Source organism: Thalassoroseus sp., assembly GCF_984380535.1.
This window is the reverse complement of sequence record NZ_CFHRBF010000019.1, coordinates 1-18,515: the sequence shown is the minus strand read 5'-3', so window position 1 is coordinate 18,515 and position 18,515 is coordinate 1. Positions and strand designations below refer to the sequence as shown.

Annotated in this window: 11 protein-coding genes; 6 read left to right on the top strand and 5 right to left on the bottom strand. The window is 55.5% G+C overall.

The annotated features are described in order from the left end of the window. Window positions 1-54 precede the first annotated feature (54 nt). The gene (locus AC5DDB_RS23560) at window positions 55-2,148 is read right to left on the bottom strand and encodes a M3 family metallopeptidase (RefSeq protein ID WP_491742211.1); all 2,094 of its coding nucleotides are present in this window, start codon (window positions 2,146-2,148) and stop codon (window positions 55-57) included. 270 nt (window positions 2,149-2,418) lie between these two features. On the opposite strand from AC5DDB_RS23560, the gene AC5DDB_RS23555 reads away from it, so the two are divergent. From AC5DDB_RS23555 to AC5DDB_RS23540, 4 genes are all read left to right on the top strand, one after another. Then, on the top strand, window positions 2,419-3,852 hold the full coding sequence (locus tag AC5DDB_RS23555) for a sulfatase family protein (protein WP_491742210.1): 1,434 nt from the start codon (window positions 2,419-2,421) through the stop codon (window positions 3,850-3,852). A gap of 158 nt (window positions 3,853-4,010) precedes the next feature. After that, window positions 4,011-4,874, top strand: coding sequence for a hypothetical protein (locus AC5DDB_RS23550; protein ID WP_491742209.1), 864 nt, complete (start codon window positions 4,011-4,013; stop codon window positions 4,872-4,874). A 731-nt stretch (window positions 4,875-5,605) separates the two neighbouring features. Further along, complete coding sequence (locus tag AC5DDB_RS23545; protein ID WP_491742208.1) at window positions 5,606-6,832, top strand: Lpg1974 family pore-forming outer membrane protein; 1,227 nt, start codon at window positions 5,606-5,608, stop codon at window positions 6,830-6,832. Window positions 6,833-7,012: 180 nt separating this feature from the next. Continuing rightward, entirely contained in the window at window positions 7,013-9,703 is a 2,691-nt protein-coding gene (locus AC5DDB_RS23540) for a hypothetical protein (protein ID WP_491742207.1), read from the top strand. A gap of 94 nt (window positions 9,704-9,797) precedes the next feature. On the opposite strand, the gene AC5DDB_RS23535 is transcribed toward AC5DDB_RS23540, so the two are convergent. Then, the gene (locus tag AC5DDB_RS23535) at window positions 9,798-10,952 is read right to left on the bottom strand and encodes a hypothetical protein (protein ID WP_491742206.1); all 1,155 of its coding nucleotides are present in this window, start codon (window positions 10,950-10,952) and stop codon (window positions 9,798-9,800) included. Window positions 10,953-11,316: 364 nt separating this feature from the next. Here AC5DDB_RS23535 and AC5DDB_RS23530 point away from each other — a divergent pair, with 364 nt between their 5' ends. After that, on the top strand, window positions 11,317-12,858 hold the full coding sequence (locus AC5DDB_RS23530; protein WP_491742205.1) for a cation:proton antiporter: 1,542 nt from the start codon (window positions 11,317-11,319) through the stop codon (window positions 12,856-12,858). Between the two features lie 172 nt (window positions 12,859-13,030). Here the strand turns inward: AC5DDB_RS23530 and AC5DDB_RS23525 are convergent, their stop codons facing one another. Together AC5DDB_RS23525 and AC5DDB_RS23520 are read right to left on the bottom strand one after the other, a co-directional pair. Further along, window positions 13,031-14,467, bottom strand: a complete 1,437-nt coding sequence (locus AC5DDB_RS23525) for a hypothetical protein (protein ID WP_491742204.1) — start codon at window positions 14,465-14,467, stop codon at window positions 13,031-13,033. Window positions 14,468-14,624: 157 nt separating this feature from the next. Further along, window positions 14,625-15,608 carry an adenosine kinase gene (locus AC5DDB_RS23520; RefSeq protein ID WP_491742203.1) on the bottom strand — a complete coding sequence of 328 codons (984 nt, stop codon included), beginning with the start codon at window positions 15,606-15,608 and terminating at the stop codon, window positions 14,625-14,627. A gap of 171 nt (window positions 15,609-15,779) precedes the next feature. On the opposite strand from AC5DDB_RS23520, the gene AC5DDB_RS23515 reads away from it, so the two are divergent. Beyond that, window positions 15,780-17,075: a PQQ-like beta-propeller repeat protein gene (locus tag AC5DDB_RS23515; protein WP_491742202.1), complete on the top strand. Its 1,296-nt coding sequence runs from the start codon at window positions 15,780-15,782 to the stop codon at window positions 17,073-17,075. Between the two features lie 94 nt (window positions 17,076-17,169). On the opposite strand, the gene AC5DDB_RS23510 is transcribed toward AC5DDB_RS23515, so the two are convergent. Beyond that, a complete protein-coding gene (locus AC5DDB_RS23510; RefSeq protein WP_491742201.1) occupies window positions 17,170-17,703 on the bottom strand; it encodes a hypothetical protein in 534 nt (177 codons plus the stop codon). Window positions 17,704-18,515 lie beyond the last annotated feature (812 nt).

The window sequence follows — 18,515 nt, the reverse complement described above, 5'->3', positions numbered from 1 at the left end:
TTCGGATTCGGGTGGCACGGCTCACAGAGCCTTGGCACACTACGATTCTATCTACTAGACCAATCCGTTGTGACGTAGCAACGCTTCGGGGCTGGGCTCGCGGCCGCGGAAATCTTTGAAGATGTCCATCGGGTGTTCGCCGCCGCCTTTGGAAAGCACGGTGTCTCGGAAGCGTCGACCGGTTTCGCGGATGGCGGCATCGTTGTCCAGGCCGGCTTCTTCGAAGGCACTGAAGGCATCGGCACTGAGAACTTCCGCCCATTTGTAACTGTAATAACCAGCCGCATACCCGCCCGCGAAAATGTGCGAGAACGCACACAAGAAGCGATCTTCCGGCAGTGGCGGAATGAGTGACGTTTTCTCAGCAACGCGGTGTTGCACGTCGAACACGGTTTCGCTGCCGTTCGGGTCGTACTCGTGATGCAACTGCATATCGGTCATGCCGAGATTGAGTTGTCGAAGCATGAACAAACCAGCTTGGAACGTGCGGGCTTGGCAAATTTTCTCGAACAACTTCTCCGGCAACGGTTCGCCGGTTTGCCAATGTTTTGTCATGCCGAGTAGCGTCGGTTTGTGATAGCACCAGTTCTCCATAAACTGGCTCGGCAATTCGACCGCGTCCCACTCGACGCCATTGATGCCGGCGGCATCGCTGTAGTCGACGGTGGTCATCATGTGCTGTAAACCGTGGCCGAACTCGTGGAACAGTGTTTCGACTTCACGGAAGGTCATCAAACTCGGTTTGTCGCCAACCGGCGGCGTCGAGTTGCACACGAGATGCGCGACCGGCAGTTGCAATTCGCCAGTGACCGGGTCGCGGCGGCGACCGAGACACACATCCATCCACGCCCCGCCCTGTTTGTTCTCGGGACGGGAATACGGATCGAGATAGAACGACGCGATGTGTTCGCCGTCTTCGTTGTTGATATGGAAAAAACGCACATCCGGATGCCACACCGGAGCTTCACCATCGGCAGGTTTGACCGTGATGCCGAAGAGGTCGTGACAGAGTTCGAACAGTCCGTCCAACACGCGTTCGAGTGAGAAGTACGGGCGGAGTTCCTCATCAGTGAACTGGAATTTCTGCTCCCGCAGACGTTCCGACCAGTACGGGATGTCCCATAAATTGAGTTCGCCCTTCACGCCGTTCTTCTTGGCAATCGCTTGGACTTCGGCCAATTCTTGTTTGCCGTGCTCGTAGGAAGCGGTGCGGAGAGTTTCGAACATTTCCTCGACATCGCTCACGCTAGGTGCCATCTTGCGGGAGAGGCTGACTTCCGCATATGTCTTGAAGCCCAGCAACTCGGCTTGCTCGCGGCGGAGTTTCAGAATTTGATCGATCAGCGGGGTGTTGTCGGTGTCGCCTTCCGATGCTCGCGTCATGAACGCTCGGTACATCCGTTCGCGAAGTTGGCTTTTCGGGGCGTGTTTCATGAAGGGCATGTAGCTGGGGATGTCCAACGTGAACCGCCACGGACCGGCTTCGGGCGTTGCCTTAGTTTGGCCGTCTTCTTTCGTCTTGTTGAACGAATCGGCAGCGGCTTCCAGGCTACTGGCGGGCATGCCTTCGACGTCTTCGGGATGAGTCAGCACCATCGCGAAGGCTTTGGTCGCATCGAGCACGTGGTTCGAGAAATCCGTCGCCAACTTGGACAGTTCATTCGCGATCTCGTTGAACCGCTCGCGTTTCTCACCTTCCAAACCGATACCGGAAAGTTTCATGCCGCGAAGTTCGTTCTCGACAATGCGTTGCTGCGGACCGTCGAGTTGGTTCCACGCTTCACCGTCACGGATGGCTTGTAACGCCTCAAAAACCGGCTGACTTTGCCCAAGTCGCAACCCGTATTCGACATACCGCGGTCGCACCGCTTCCCAGGCATCGCGAAGTTCCGGCGAATTTTTCACGCCGAGCAAATGCCCCAAGGGACTCTGTGCCCACTGAAAGCGGATGCTGTTGGCATCCAGCGGTTCGATGCACCCTTCCCACGTCGGCAACAGATTCTTTTCGATCTCGCCCAACCGCAATTCCGCTTCCGTCAGGACGATGTCGGCCGCGGGCGCGACGTGTCGCGGTTCGATCTTGTCATACTCCGGCAAACCAGACGTGGCCAACAGGGGGTTTTGGGCAGCTTGGGAAGTGTCAGTCATCGGCTCCATTCCTCGATGGGTCAAACGCAGAACGTGATGTTATAGGTCAGGGGCAAGGAAAGTGCAAAACAGTAGGGGTTAGGGACTAGGAGTCCATGGGGGATCGGGACTAGGGGTTAGGATTTCGGGAGGAAGGAGATAATCAAACCTCAACTCCTCTGCCCTAATCCCTAGCCCCTAAATCCTAACCCCTATCCCTCGGTTGTTGTCCGTACCGATCATCGGTATCGTCATGACTCACCGAACATGCTACCGATGGGATGCCTCGCCATGACGGATCACCGACCAAATATCATTTTTATCATTACCGATCAGCAACGGTTCGATACCATTCGTTCGCTCGGGGCGGACTACGTCGATACGCCGAACATCGACCGCTTGGTCAACGAAGGCACGACGTTCACAAATTGTCATATCAGTGCCCCGTCTTGTGCACCATCGCGGGCGAGTTTGTTCACCGGCTATTACCCGCATACAACCGGCATCCTCAAGAATGCAGACCGGTGGCGGCACTCGTGGATTGAAGACCTGCGAGACAGCGGCTACCGCACCGTGAATGTCGGCAAGATGCACACGTATCCGTACGACACGCCCTTGGGGTTCACCGAGCGGTATGTCGTCGAGAACAAGGACCGCTACCTCGAAGAACGGTGGTACTTCGACGAGTGGGACAAAGCCCTGCGTGCGCGGGGTCTCGTCAAACAACAACGCGAACTCTATCGACAACGGCCGGACTACCGAGATTGTCTCGGGGCGTTCGACTGGGAACTCGATCCCGACATGCAGCCGGACAACTTCGTCGGTGATTTCGCGACCTGGTGGATTCGTACGAAACCGCGTGACGATCGTCCGTTGTTCTTGGAAATCGGATTCCCCGGCCCGCATCCGCCGTACGATCCCACGCCCGAACTTGCGCAGAAGTATATGGCGAGGGATTTGCCGTTGTTGGATGTCACCGAGGAGGAACTCGCTGGGCAACCGGCGGCGTTCAAAGAGCTACGGGAACACAACACGGAAGTTGATCACGATTCCGTCGTGCATCAACTTAATCCGTCCCGCGAAGACCGACACCGGCAGCGGGCGTACTATCTGGCGAATGTGGAACTGATCGACCAGCAAGTCGGGCAGATCATGGATGCTCTCGAGGCAAAGGGTTATCTCGAGAACTCGGTCGTGATTTTCACCTCGGATCATGGCGACTGTCTGACCGATCACGGGCACAGTCAGAAATGGACGATGTACGACACCATCATGCGGATGCCGCTCGTTGTGTGGTCGCCGAACCGCTTCGCCGCCGGGAAACGCATCGACGGACTTTGCCAACAAATGGATATCGGCCCGGCGATTCTGGAGTTAGCCGGTTTGACTCCGCCACCGACGATGGAAGCGAAATCGCTGCTGCCCGCACTCGAGGGCAAACCGTGGACGCCACGAGAATACGTCTTCGCCGAACACGCCCGCGATGGCATCCTCACCGGCACGGCGTTTATGTCGATGGTGCGGAGCGAGCGTTGGAAACTCGTTAACTTCGTCGATCACACTGATGGCCAACTCTTCGACCTGGAAACCGACCCCGACGAAATCCACAACCTCTGGGACAGCCCCGCCCATCAAGTGAAGAGACAAGAACTCACCGAAGTCATGCTCAAATGGCGACTGGCCAGCGGGATCCAGACAAGCACCGTGTTTCAAGATTGCCGGTAAGGGCTTATCATCGAATCATATAAGTTGTCGGGTGAGTCACATACGATTCCGCATCTGTCAGCGTTAAAGGGTGCCACTGCTGGCTCGTCCAGCAGTGTTTCTAGCGACTCCCGGACCGCTGCAGTTCTCATGAATACGTTGACAGAAAGCCGATTTCAATGCCGTGTAGTGTCATTCGAGTTTGGATCTTGGGGCTTCTTCCGTTTGCTGTCGCCTGCGGATGCAACAGCGGTTCGCCACCGTCTGAGGAATTGCTCGAAAGCAACACATCCGAGAATGGTTTGGATGCGTCTGATGTATCACAACATGCGTTGACTAAGGAAGATCATTCCCTAACAACGACGGACTACATTGACGCCGGGATGCCGTCGCCAGAACGAACCTGGATTGGCACCGACCTGACGCGTGCAGCAACTGTCCTTCATTCGATTTATCAGACCAACCCACAAGCTTTGCCAGAATTCCGTAACGAACAATCGGGAGAAGTATTCGCGAAGCTCGTTTCCCCTGAGAACTTAGATTTTCATCGCAGTACGTCGATTCCATTGCCACAGCGAATCGGTGACGCCTTTGCACTTTTGCAAGCAAGTAACCAAATCTCAAAGCTGTACATGACGGCGTATAATCAGGGCAATGTCGGAGCAAGTTCTTTCATCGAGTTTGCCGGATTTCAATTACGAACGATGGTCGTCATCGGGGAGCTTGTCGAGCAATTCGTGCCAACACTCGATGCCAACGCGCCGGACTACAAGATCAGAATGCAAGGACTGGAACAAATGCGAACCGGCCTCGCGACCGTCGTCGCCGGAAGCCTTCTCACACTGAGCGAGACGTCGGTCTATGGGGTTGAAGAACGTCGTCGCTTAATCGATTATCTCAGCGAAACACTTCCCAAAATCCTGCCGCGATTGAGTTCGGCAAATCGTCAGGAAACGATGGTACGTTTGAAAGAACTTGCCAACGATCCATCACTTCAGGATGTCAAACCAGAACTGACCGCACTCCAATCCAAATTGAAATGATCTCTAGGCGTCTCGCCAGTGCGATTGACCCTCGCACATTCCCCGCGAAGCACGGCTCACAGAGCCGTGGCACACTGTTTCGGCGGTCGTCATGAATCGTTCGTACACCACTCACCATGTCGGACTAAATCTTGTCGAAGTTCTGGTTGCGTTCGGTGCGATGACGCGTCGCGACGCACTTTGATTCCCCCCGGTACTGCGGTGCGTCACGACGCACCCTACGACTCACGGATTCCCCGAAAAGCACGGCGTTCTCGTGTGCCACTGGCGTCTCGCCAGTGCGATCAACCCTCACGGGTGAGTTTTGTGCCACTGCTAGCTTGCCTAGCAGTGCGAGCCGTCCACAAATTGTAACTCACTGGAAACACCGCTGGACGAGCCAGCAGTGGCACGCATGGCAACAATTGATTGCGCGCGATCCTTCAGGGATTTCGATCTTCGTGAAGCAAAATCATGAAATTCCTGAGAGCGGAATTCTGAAAAATATTGGGAATCAAAAAACTTCACTCAAGAGTTGGTGTTGACTCATTTGCGAAGTTGTGCAAAATCCCGGCCCGACATCTCTCTGCTGTTACTCACAGCTGTCGAACTCAACCAACCGTCATCTCAAATTGATGTTTCAGCCTCCGCGTTTTGCGGGAGCTTGGCTCATCGTAATTTGTGACGGCGGGTGGTGAAAAACTCTCAACGATTCACAATCTCTCTCAATTCTCGCAAGGGTAGGACCAGCCGTGAATGCGTCCATTCTCTGCCTTATGGGGCTGCTGTCCGCACCGCCAGTCGGTGACGCTCCTCAGACGACTCCACATTCCGAGACCCAGGTTGTCACCGTGTTTCGGGGGCAAAGTCCAGGGTTTCAAGCACCGATCGTCATTCAAGGCGATGGCACCACCCCCACGTTTCAATCCGGCCCCGTCTTGACCGGACCCGAAGCCTTCGGGCCACCCGCTGGCGGACCGTTTCTGACCGAGCCCAATTTCGGCAATCCCGCGTTTGGCGGGCAACCGTTACCGCCGTCGACGGTGATTCAACCCTCCGTCGATCCATTCCTCCCCGGACCCCCACCGCCTGGAAGTCCTCTCGCTGGAAATGGTTTGGTCTTTGGCGGGTATTACTTCGGGTATGAAGCCGTCATTATGAAACCGTATTTCAGTTCCAATGAAGCGGTCGTCACGACGCAGCCTTCGGGCGGAACGATGGCGATTCGGCCGGTCGATTTCGACTGGGGCTTGGAATACAGCACACGGTACACCTTGGGATACTCCGGCGGCGACGGGTTTGGCGGTCGCTTGCGGTATTGGGAATTCGATGCCGACGCGGACGAATCTGCTGTCGCTCGTCGAGGTCAACAGCTCGACAACTTCAGCACGAACCTTGGCCGCACGATTATTCCGGTGTCGGCTGGTCCGGGTCAACGTTACGTCGCAGGACAGAACCTGGAACTCAACGTCTTTGACGCGGAAGGCACATACCACCGCGACAACGCTCGATACGCGTTTACCGCATCGGTGGGTGCTCGGTTCGCCGATCTTCATGAAGATGTCACGTTCGCCACTTTCACGGGTGCTGGGGTTCGCACGGGGTTGTCCGATCAAAACTACAGTTTCCGCGGGGCTGGTCCGACGGTGTCACTTCTCGGACGCAAACGCCTCTGGACCACAAACTGGGCCATTTTCGCTTCCGGGCGGTTCTCGGTGTTGTATGGGGAATCTCAAGAGAACGTGGGTGGCCAAACGGGCGCGGGCAACCAAATCTCGTTCCGTCATAACAGCTATGACCGCATCGTGCCGGTTGTCGATTTGCAATCTGGTATCGAGTGGTCCCATCCGTGCGAATGCTTCGGCGGAAGCACCTTCTTTGCACGAACAGCAATTGAGAGCCAGTCCTGGATCGATGCCATGCCGACCGGCGACCTGGGCTTTCTCGGTATGTCGCTCGGAGCCGGTTGGGCGTTCTGAGAACTGTTGTCATTGATCGGAAGAACCCATGCGACGCCGATAGCCGCACCGATCCTTGTAACCATTCGCAACCGGCAAATCCTGAACGGAACGGCCAGACGTGGCCGATCTCATTCAGTGAGAATCCCGGTCGGTTGCGACGGGGACAGACCCGGATCGTTTGCGACTTGAGAACTTGGCATGGCGTGGTGTAGTTGGATTATTCTGGCGACGGTCTCGGCGAACACGCCAGCCGGATCGGTCGGGCCATCGCCAACCTTCAACCGAGTTGTCTCGTATTCGTTCGAAGCCAACGAAGACCTCGACTACGACGAACTCCCGGACGACTGGACACGCCGACGCGGTCCAGAGTTTCCGCACTACGTACCAATCGGAATCGATAGCACGTCTCCCGCGGTGCTTGGCACGCGGAGTTTGTGCATCCACTCCAACGGCGGGCAGGCGATCTTGTATTCGCCCCCGCAGAAAATCGACCCACATCACACATACGTCTTCACCGGATTCATCCGCACCGAAAGTTTGCAGAACGATGCTGCTTTGATCTCGGTCTCGTTTCTCAACCACAAACGACAGCGTGTGCAACGGTGGCTCGGCACACCGGTCTCGGGCACCCATGCCGATTGGATCCCCATCCGGTTGGGGCCGTTGGAACCAAAAGACGATGTGCGGTTTGTCGTATTCGGCTGTCATCTGGCGACTGGCAAGCAAGTCGATCTCGCGGGACGCGCTTGGTTCGACCATCTGGCACTTGTGCAAAGACCTCGTCTCACGTTCAAGGACGATGCTCTAACCCATCTCGTCGGCCGAGATCGCCCGATCCGTCTGACGGCTTCGATCAGTGGACTAGACCCGCTGCCCTCGCAAATCATTCCGAACCTGCCGGGACTCTCACCAATTCCAGTCGCATGGCTCGAACAACCGGCGAATTATACGCTCGACCTGCAATTGTTGGATCGCGACGAAAAAGTTCTCGAAACGCACGAATTTGCACTGCCGACTGATCCTTCAGGAGAAGTTGCAGACGATTGGATGCCCGATCACACGTGGACCATCAACCCGCCGGCATACGGTTATTACCGTGTCCAAGCGGTTCTTAAATCGAATCAACTGACAATCGCCGATTTTGAGACAGTGTTGTTAGTGCTCGACTTAACCGATCCCGACACGCGAAGCGAGTTCGGGTGGTCTTTCGCGGAGGCCATTCCCGAATCGCAAATGACCAACATTCTCCTCACGCTTCAGAAAGCGGGAATTCATTGGCTGAAATTTCCGATCTGGTCGACAGCCAACAAAGGCGGTGCCCAGGGCAACACGACTTTGACGAATTTTCTCTCTGATTTAAGAACGAACCGCATCACTCCGGTGGGAGTTCTCAGTGATCCCCCACCCGAATTGGCCCGAAAATTCGCCGGGAACTGGGCGGGCGTGAGTGACTTGTTCCGCCAGAAACCGAGCACCTGGTGGCCGTATCTCGAACCGATCGCCGCTCGCTATTCAACCATCATCCGTCATTGGCAATTGGGAACCGATCACGATGCCAGCTTTGAAGGGCTCGCCAATCTCGCGGAAACAACGGTTGCAGTTCGCGAGCAATTTGGAGTGCTCAGCGGTGAAATTCAATTAGGCATTCCCTGGGATTCCGCCTCGCCTCCGCCAAATGCACCGCTCGACGGCGTGTTCTTGGCCCTTGGAAATCGTCAGCGTGCAAAAACCGGCGATGCGGTCGTCGGGCAGTCGGCAGATTGGCCGGAGAAGACGAAACTCACTCGGAATCCGCGTTGGCTGACATTGCGACCGTTGCCGGCGGAAGTCTCCACAATCGACGAACGTGCGGCCGACCTCGTGCGACAGATGGTCGCCGCCAAGATTTCTCAGGCGGAGCGTATCTTCTTCGGTGACGTGGTCGATGCCGACACTGGTTTGTTGCACCCGGACGGTTCGCCGACGCAACTCTACCTCCCTTGGCGAACAACCGCGTTGGCACTGCAAGGAGCGACTTACTTAGGTTCGCTGCAAATGCCATACGGCAGCAAAAATCATGTCTTCGAACGTCCGCAAGGCGATGTCGTTTGCATCATTTGGAACGAAGAACCCGTGATCGAGGAGATGTATCTTGGCGAGTCGACCCACATCGATGCGATGAACGCTTGGAGTCAACCTGTCAAGATTCGCTCGGATTCCGAAAGCGGTCGACAACGACTGCCGGTGGGCCCAATGCCGTTGATCGTTCGTGGTTGTTCGGCACCGATTGCCAAATGGCGACTCGCGATTCAATTTGCGGCCGGTCGATTACCGAGTGAAACTGGAATGCATCAGGACGCCATCATCGGACGCAACCCGTTCCCGCAAGGCGTGCGTGGCACGGTCACGGTTCTCGGTCCCTCGGAATGGGAAATCGAACCCGGCACCATCCCGTTTCAACTCGGGGCGGGTGAGAGTTTTCGGAAGTCCATGATTGTCACGTTGCCGTTGCTGGTCACGCTTGGGCCGCAATGGACGGCATTAGATTTCGAACTTGAAGCCGATCGGCTCTATCGATTCCGCGTTTTCCGCCCTTATACGATTGGCTTAGGTGATGTTGAAATTCATGTGGTGGACCGCAAACTAGCGAACGGTCAATTGGAAGTGGAACTCGAACTGAGAAACAACATCGAACCCGAAACGGTACTCGATTTCGAATGCAGCCTGTTCGTTCCTGGCACCAAACGCGAACGAGCCTTGATGACCAAACTCGGTCGCGGCACCGGCACCAAACTCTTTACGTTACCGAACGCCGACCGCTACTTCGGCAACGAATTCTGGATCCGCGCCGAACAACTCGACGGTCGGCGTGTCCTGAACTACCGCTGGAAAGTCGGCCGAGAATGGTAACCGAAGCGAGAAAATAGGAGTTAGCTTCAAGCTAGCAACAACAAGGATTGCCCTGCCTAAATCCTAACTCCCAAATCCTAATCCCGACTTCAATCTAAGCGGCCACCAATCGATTCAGCCCCGTGTTGAGTGACACGAAGAACAAACTGTCGGCAGCGGTTGTGTTCTCCACGTTAATAACGCTGGAGTACGAATTCCCGTTGACGGCTCCCGGTGGAACGCAGTCGGAATCGACATTCAAGGTCGGTGTGTCCGCATTGGGATCGGCAAACCCGATGCGGTTCTGACCGGTGAATTGATTCCACAAGAACACATCATCGAAGCCATCGTTGTTGTAGTCACCAACCACAACGTGCTGGAACGCATCGCCATTGAACGCAGCCGGATTGACGGCATCATCGAACGGGGTCTTTTTCACCAGGGGACCACTTGGTCCCGGTACGGTTTCCACCTCAAATACGCGGACGTCACCCGTGGTCAGGTTCACGAACACGAGTTCATCGTTGTCGAAGGCCGCCTGAGGATCCTCCGGCGAGAAGTTGCCCGCCCGCACCAATCGAAATTCGTTTCCGTTGATGCCGCGAGGATCGATGAAATCGGTCTCGATCCGGTCCAAGTCGGTATCCTGCCCGGCAGTGACGACGTCGAACACAGCGAACCGGTTTCGTCCGTTCGTTGGATTCCAGAAAAAGACTTCGTTCGCCCCGCCGTCGTTGTATTCGCCCGTGGTGATCTGTTGAAAATCGTTCCCATTGATCGCGCCGGTGGGCACCACCTCGGTTTCGACCGTCGCACTCACGACATTGGCCGTCGTGTTGATATGAGCCAACCGATTGCGACCGCTCGTCGGGTTCCAGAAGAATAGGTCGGTCGTGCCGTTGCCGTCATAAACACCCGCGACCACATGAACAAAATCACGCCCGTTGATCGCTCCTGGTGCAATCGCGTTGGTTGTGAAGAAGAACTGATTGTTCGCCCCGCGAAGCACAAACCGATTGGCCCCACTGGCACCATTCCAAGCAAAGAAATCGTCTTCCTCTCCGTCGCCGTCGAAATCGCCCATGGCACTTTGTTCGAAACCATTGATCGCCGGTGGAGCGATTGGCGAATCGACAACATTGTTGAGCGGTGCCCCCGAAAGTAACACCCGCTCTTCACAGGTTTCGATCAATCTCGCCAGTCCACGGCGTTTGCTCCGTCGTTGGCTACGGGAATATAGACTTTGCAATTCGGTCCACAACGAAGCCATGATCGATCTCCCTGAGGTAGAAAAACTGTGCGTGGTATCCGTTCGGTTTCAGCAAATTGACCGGCGTTCTGTTCAATCTAACCCACGTTCAGGGTCGTCTCAATGTGAATTCTCGGAGATTGATTTCGACGGTCGATGAAAATCTCCCCCGGACTGTTGTTTGCCTACCGTGCGGAAATCACTATAGTACCGGCGTTTCCGGCTCGTTTCCGTTTGGCGACTTACTTCTATCGTTTTGCCCAGGGAGGGTTGAAACTTGTCTCCATCACCGCCCCGTGATCCCGCCTTGTCTCGATGTCCATATCGTCGCCGAACTTCACTGATTGACCTTCTCGGAGGTTTTCGATCGGTGTGTTTCTGGCTCATGTTATTGTTCGGTGTTTCGTTGGCCCACGATAGCGGCCTGTTCAGCGATGCGCCTTGGCAGACCAAGTCTGCGTTGGCGGCAGAAGTCGTGGAAGGCGAAGCCGGCGATGCGGAACATCATGACGGTGCGGCACCGCACGAAGAACACGAGGAACACGGACACACCAACCCGGTGACGCCGGTGCTCTTGGGGATCGTTCTGATCCTCGTGCTCGCCAAACTCGGTGGTGATCTCTTCGAACGCTTTAGCATGCCAGCCGTGTTGGGCGAACTTTCTGTCGGGATTATCCTGGGAAATTTCCTGTTCCTCACCGGTTCGCCGTTGTTGGAAGTGATGTTTCACGTGCCCGAATTTGACCCGGACAGCATCCCGGCCAACTTCACCCATGACGATGTTTTCTACAACCCGGCCGCGATTCTCAAGATTCTCTCGCAGATTGGCGTGATTCTGCTGCTGTTTGAAGTCGGTTTGGAATCGACCGTGCGAGAGATGATGTCGGTCGGCGTGTCGTCTTTGTTGGTCGCAGTTCTAGGGGTGGCGGCTCCGTTGCTCCTCGGTTGGGGTGTGGGAGCAATCTTGCTGCCCAATGAACCCTACTATGTCCACATGTTCCTCGGAGCGACGCTGTGTGCTACCAGTGTGGGCATCACCGCGCGGGTGTTGAAAGACCTCGGGCGGAGCAAACAACGGGAATCGCAAATCATTCTCGGTGCCGCCGTCATCGACGACGTGCTGGGACTCGTGATTCTGACGGTTGTCGTCGGGATCATTTCCTCCCAAGGTTCCGCCGGAGCGGGCGGCGAATTTGGGACGATGGATGTCCTTATCGTGATCGGTAAAGCCTGCGGGTTCCTCGTCACCGCGGTCGTGCTCGGGGCGTTCCTCGTCACCCGTCCACTCTTCAAAGCGGCCTGCTATCTACGCGGACACGGAATGTTGGTAGCCGTTGCTCTCGTGATTTGCTTCGGCTTCGCGTACTTGGCATCGTTGGTGGGCTTGGAACCGATCGTCGGCGCGTTTGCTGCCGGTCTGATCTTGGAACGAGCGCAGTACCGCGAACTCAACGCGCGGGAAGATCACGAACTCGAAGAAGCCCTGGCACCGTTGACCGCGTTGCTGGTGCCGATCTTCTTCGTCTACACCGGTTCCCAAGTTGACTTGGCGAGTTTCTCGAAGCCGTCCGTGTGGCTGCTGGCGAGTGCGTTGACGGTCATGGCGATCCTCGGCAAACAAGTCTGCTCGCTGGGCGTGATGGAAAAAGGACTCAACAAGATGGCTGTCGGTCTCGGGATGATTCCCCGTGGCGAAGTCGGCCTGATTTTCGCCGGCGTGGGAGCGGCGTTGTTCGTGACCACTCAGGAGAATGGTGAACTCGTACGCGAAGCGGTCATCAGTCCCGATACGAACTCGGCCATTGTCGTGATGGTCATGGTGACCACCATGGTCACGCCACCCCTTCTCAAATGGTCGTTGGTTCGCGGAGACAAACAAAACGCCGCCACCTCAGACCAACAAGGGCTGGGTACCGAAAACGCATAACAAAAGTAGCCCGGCGGATGGAATTCCGTCGGGCCCGATCGTTTTGTCGATCGTCAGATACAAAAAAAGAAGACCGGTTTCCGGTCTTCTTTTTTTCGTGGATAACAATCGAAGAATCTGTGTTTTCTAGCCAATACGCAACAGAACCCGCGACGAAACCTCGGAAACTGTCTTAGCGACGATTTCGGCGGTTGCCGCCTCGCGACCGACCGGAGTTGGAACCCCCACCGGATGATTTCGGCTTCGGTTCGCGTCGGGTAAGACATGCAATCGCGTCGGACCAAGTCGGAACTTGTGGTCGTTTGGAGTCCTGACCGCTGATTTCGTCACTGTCATCGTCGTCATCATCCGCGTCCGCCGTGTCGGCGGCACGAGGTGAAGGTGTCGATTTGCTTTCCTCACTCGGTCGGCTGCTCGAGCGTCGCGAGGAACGACGCCGGCGACGACGACGCGGGCGTTCTTCTTCGTCGTCGGACGAATCATCGTCATCAAAGGCATCGGACGACTTTGACCCACTCGACTCATCCAAACCGCTACCAAAGCCACCGAAGTCAGCATCGTCCAACGATTCCACGGCATCGTCATCCGATTCCGCTTCTTCCTGTTTGGCCTGACGATCACCACGACCACGACGTCTCGACGAACGATCCGGTCGGCGACGACGACGGCGACGACCACCCGATTCTTCCGGTTCGTCGCTATCGCTGTCTTCCTGATCGGCACTGGCGTCTTCGGCGGATTCGTCTGATTCGGTAACGGTCACCGGTTTGTCGTCTCGTCGCGAAGAACGACGACGACGGCGACGACGACGACGAGGGCGTTCCTCCTCGTCGGAGTCAGAATCCGAATCATCGTCTGACTTGGACTGCGACGACGCTTTGCTTCGCGACTCTTCCCGAGCTTCTTGCTCCGGTTCGTCTTGGCCGCCGCGTCGACGACGTGGGCGGCGTGCTGGTTTGGATTCGTTGTCGTCCGAATCCCAGTCGAAATCGTTCAACGCATCCCAATAACCGTCGTCGGCTTTGTTCTCTTCTTCGTCGGACTCGTCATCGTCCGATTCGTCCTCAGCAACTTCCGGGACTTTGGCTTTCGCAGCAGGACGGGACTTCTTCTGGGGTTTCGCGGGCTTCGGTTGTTCCTCTTCTTCGTTGAAATCACCGAATCCGGACAGGTCCAATTCGTCGTCGTCTTCCTCTTCCACGACTTCCGCAACGGGTTCGCTCTCGACGACTTCGGCGGACTCTTCCTCATCGTCCACGTCGTCTTCGAAGTCCTCTTCCTCATCGTCGTCGTCGAAACCGACGGCCCCGAATTCGTCGTCGAGACCTAACTCCGCTCCGAAATCACCGAAGTCATCGTCATCGTCGTCGTCAAACGAGGCACGTTGCGGCTGTTGGGCCTTGGCGGAGACAACGACTTCCGTTTCCTCGGATTCGGCGGTTTCTTCAACCGCAGTCACTTCGGTGGTCTCGTCGTCTGCGGACTCCTCGTCCCGCCCTTTGCGGCGGCGACGACGGCGACGAAGCATTTCATCGTCGTCTTCGTCATCATCGACGTCCTCAAAGTCCAACGCGACGTCGTCGTCGTCGGCTTCGATTTGAGAGGACATATCAATCCCAAACAGATTCTCCGCAAGAGAATCCCAGGAATCGTCATCGCCCGGCAACGGGATATTTTTGTGATCGGTATTCATAGACGTGTAGAGTAGTGGGCGTCCACAAGCTTTTCAAGATTCGAGACGGGTCTGTTACCCTACCTGTCTGGGGTTAATCTCTCAAGGCCTGGAGTTCTTCGGCGGTGAACTTGCGTTCCATCCGGGCTCCGAGCTGGCTTACAATTCGACCGGCCGCTTGCGAGGCGAGATGCCCAGCTTGCTTCCATGTCAGGCCATTTGTAATGCCATAGAGCACACCCGCAGCATACATGTCGCCCGCTCCGGTGGTGTCGATCGCTTTGACTTCCGCACTTTCGATCGGAATCGCTTGGCCTTTGTGCATTAGAATCGATCCATCCTCACCCAGCGTGAGAGCCACATTCTCGGCGTGTCGATGAATCTCGCGGGCACATTCGATGGGATCGGTCATCGTCGTCAGAGCGCGGGCCTCTTCCAAGTTGCAGAACAACAGGTCGACCGGTCCTTCGATGAGTTCAATAAACTCGTCACGATGATGCGTGATCAGAAACGGGTCGGATACGGTAAACGCGACTTTCACGTCGTTCTTCTTCGCCAGTTCGATGGCCTTCAACGCGGCCGCTCGGTTATCGGCACTGCCGAACAAATAACCTTCGACGTACACATACTTTGCCTTCTTGATTTCGTCTTCGCTGATGTCACTCGGGCCGAGTGTCGACGAAACCCCCAAGTGTGTGAGCATCGTCCGCTGAGCATCAGGCGTGATGAGAATCACACACGTGCCGCTGTTCCCCGAACCCGGCGGAACTTCGATTCGCACGCCCAACCGTCGCATGTCTTCCAAAAAGAACGTGCCGTTTTCGTCGTCGGAAACTTTCCCCGCGTAGGCCGCGCTGCCACCGAAGTCCGCAATACCAACGATCGTGTTCGCTGCCGACCCGCCCGCACATCGCGTGACATCCACACCTTTGATGGCTGCCAGCACCTTTTGCTGCGTATCTTCATCGACAAGCGTCATCAGCCCTTTGCCGAACTGCAGTTCATGCAAGGTTTCATCGCTAATGCGAGCTTGGATATCCACTAAGGCGTTGCCAACACCGTATACATCGTAAGTCATCTGATTTTCCTCAAAGATTTTCGCGTCAGGATAGTTCGATCACGAGTGAATCGCAAACGGCCCACAATTCCGTTCACAAGAATCGGCAGTGTGTCACAAGCTGTTCGCAATTCGCTGAACTGATCGGTACCATCGAGACATCAACGAACTTCGATTCCAAGGGGGACGCCGATGCGGTTTGATATGCGAATTCTTGCGGCAATCGTGATTCTATCCGCAACCGCATCCGCCGAAAATTGGCCCGGGTGGCGTGGACCGCACGGTGACGGCAGCAGTCCGGAAACGAATATCCCGACCGAGTGGGAATTCGATCCTGACGGAGTCACCAAAAACATCGCCTGGCATGTTCCCTTAGAGACCACCGCCGGACACTCCTCACCCATCGTCTGGGAGAACCGGGTGTTTCTCCTGGGTGCCGACGCCGACAAGAAAGCCCGCGTGCTCCTGTGTCTCAACCGCAGAACCGGCCAGGAACTCTGGCGACGCACGGTTTTACAGGCACCGCTCGAGACGATTCATCACCTCAACAGTTACGCATCCAGCACACCGGCGACCGATGGAAATTTGGTTTACGTTTCGTTTTTGGAAGTCGATGGCCACACCGTACCCGCGCCGAACGTCGGCACGCCGCGACCAATCACGCCGGGAGAGATGGTCGTTGCCGCTTATGACTTTGAAGGCGAACTCAAGTGGAAAGTCAAACCGGGGTCGTTCATCAGTGCTCACGGGTTTTCCAGCAGTCCGGTGCTGTTCGAGGATTTGGTGATCGTCAACGGCGACCACGACGGACCAGCGTACATTGTCGCTCTCAACAAGCACACCGGTGAAACCGTCTGGAAAACCGAACGCGAGAACGGCGTGCGAAGTTATTGCACGCCGCTAATCCGGGAAATCGAAGGTGAGCCGCAACTCATGCTCTCCGGCAGTGAGTGTGTCGCCGGTTACAATCCGCGTACTGGCAAACAATTGTGGATCGTCGATGGCCCCACCAGCCAATTTGTTGCGTCTGTCGTCATGAACGAAGGACTCTTGTTCGTCACCGGCGGCTTCCCCGACAAACACATTTTAACCATTGACCCCACCGGCACCGGCAACATCACCGATACACACATTCGTTGGCACCATGAACGCACCGGTGTTTCGTACGTGCCCTCACCGGTCGCGGTCGGGCCGTATTTTGTGATCGTCTCCGACAACGGCATCGCGTCCTGTTACGATGCCGACACCGGCAAACGTCTCTGGCTCAACCGTCTCGGTCGCCGTCACAGCGCTTCCGCTGTCACCGCGAACGGTCTTGCCTACTTCCCCGACGACGACGGCATCACCTGGGTCGTCAAACCCGGCCCGGAGTTTGAACTCATCGCCAAAAACAAACTGGGCGAACCCCTGTCCGCATCCCCCGCCATCAGCCAAGGACAACTCTTCCTACGAACAGAAAAGAGTCTGTTCTGCATCGGTGAGAAATAGATGTGTTGTGACGGTCTTGCATTTCAAGTTGAGTTGGTTGATTAGTTCCAGTCTTTGCTTGGAACATATCCTAATCTATGGCGACTGTCTCGCATCACGCTAAGTCACCAGGGGGAAAACCGAGGTCGATAGGAACTTGGGGTTGAACACCGCACGAGAACAATACTCGCTGCCAAAATGTTAGCTTCCGTTTCCAAGCGTTAAAGCCAGCTCTGACTTTAATGACGGCGGGATCATTGTCTGCATGGAGTTCAGCTAGCGTGCTATAGAACCCGGGCAGATTGTCACTCATCAGAAGTGCAACTGCAAAGTTGACTTTGAAGATGATCGGTGCATCGGGGCGTAAAAAGATGCCTCCGGTAACTAATAGCCGACGATAAATATCAACCGCTGATTGAGCATTTCCTAGACGAAGCTGGCACACACCAGTGGCATTGACAACCCGTGGAGATTGTAACTTCGATTGCGAAATGAGTTCCAACGCGCGATGGGGAGAACCTGCCATTAGCAGTTTGTCAACTTCCTGAAGCAAGTCGTCAACACTCAAAAGCCTCGTTGGTTTTACCAAGGCCTGATTAGGCTGCGTTTGCTTCTCCATGTATCGACTAACTGTTTTTCGATAAGACATTGTAAGTATTCCTAAATGTATGGTGTGAACTGTTCTGAGGGCAGAGATGCAAGACGTGACGCCGCTCAAACACGCCGATCGAAAATCGATCGAAACGTACAGCGCATAGCATCACCGCGAGTTCCTTGTCGAATCGCTTAACGCATCACGTCATGTGTAAGAATGATCGAATACTGTGAATTCGATCGGGCTCGCGAAAGCATGCAGAATCAATACGAGCCTAGACGCTGGCTAATTACGCCATACACAGAAGAGAACCTGCACAGAGAGTCCCACCAACGCCATCCAACTGACGACGTGATGGACACCACAACTAGGAAGACGGCAATGCTTCGTGAGGTAAGTTTGCTCGAACGAAGCCGCACCCGTCGACAACCGAAAATCATGACCTGACGGCCGGCCATTGTCCTGACGAAACGCGTGTTCCGTCGGTGTGCCCTGCTGAGAAATCGCGCGTGCTGATTCGTCGTCGATAGCGGAAGTCTGCGTCAACGCAAACGTCAGACGCTCATGACGACATACGTCCCGGGAACTGTCGGCACAGGTCGTTGTTGGAACAACAACAGTGGAGAGAATGCATGCTAAAGTTTGAAAAAACACTAACACGGCCGACCCGATCGATCAGATTGCAACAACATCTCCATGAAATATACTCAAAGGAAATTCACTTGGATAGATGGTTTCTCGCAAGATTTTTTCATCGGGAATGAAGGCGGATTCAAGGCGAACGGTTAACCCGATCGAAAAGCTGGGTCACGACCCAGCCTTGTATCTTGCAAGCGACTATATTGGATCTTGGTTTTCGTGAGAAA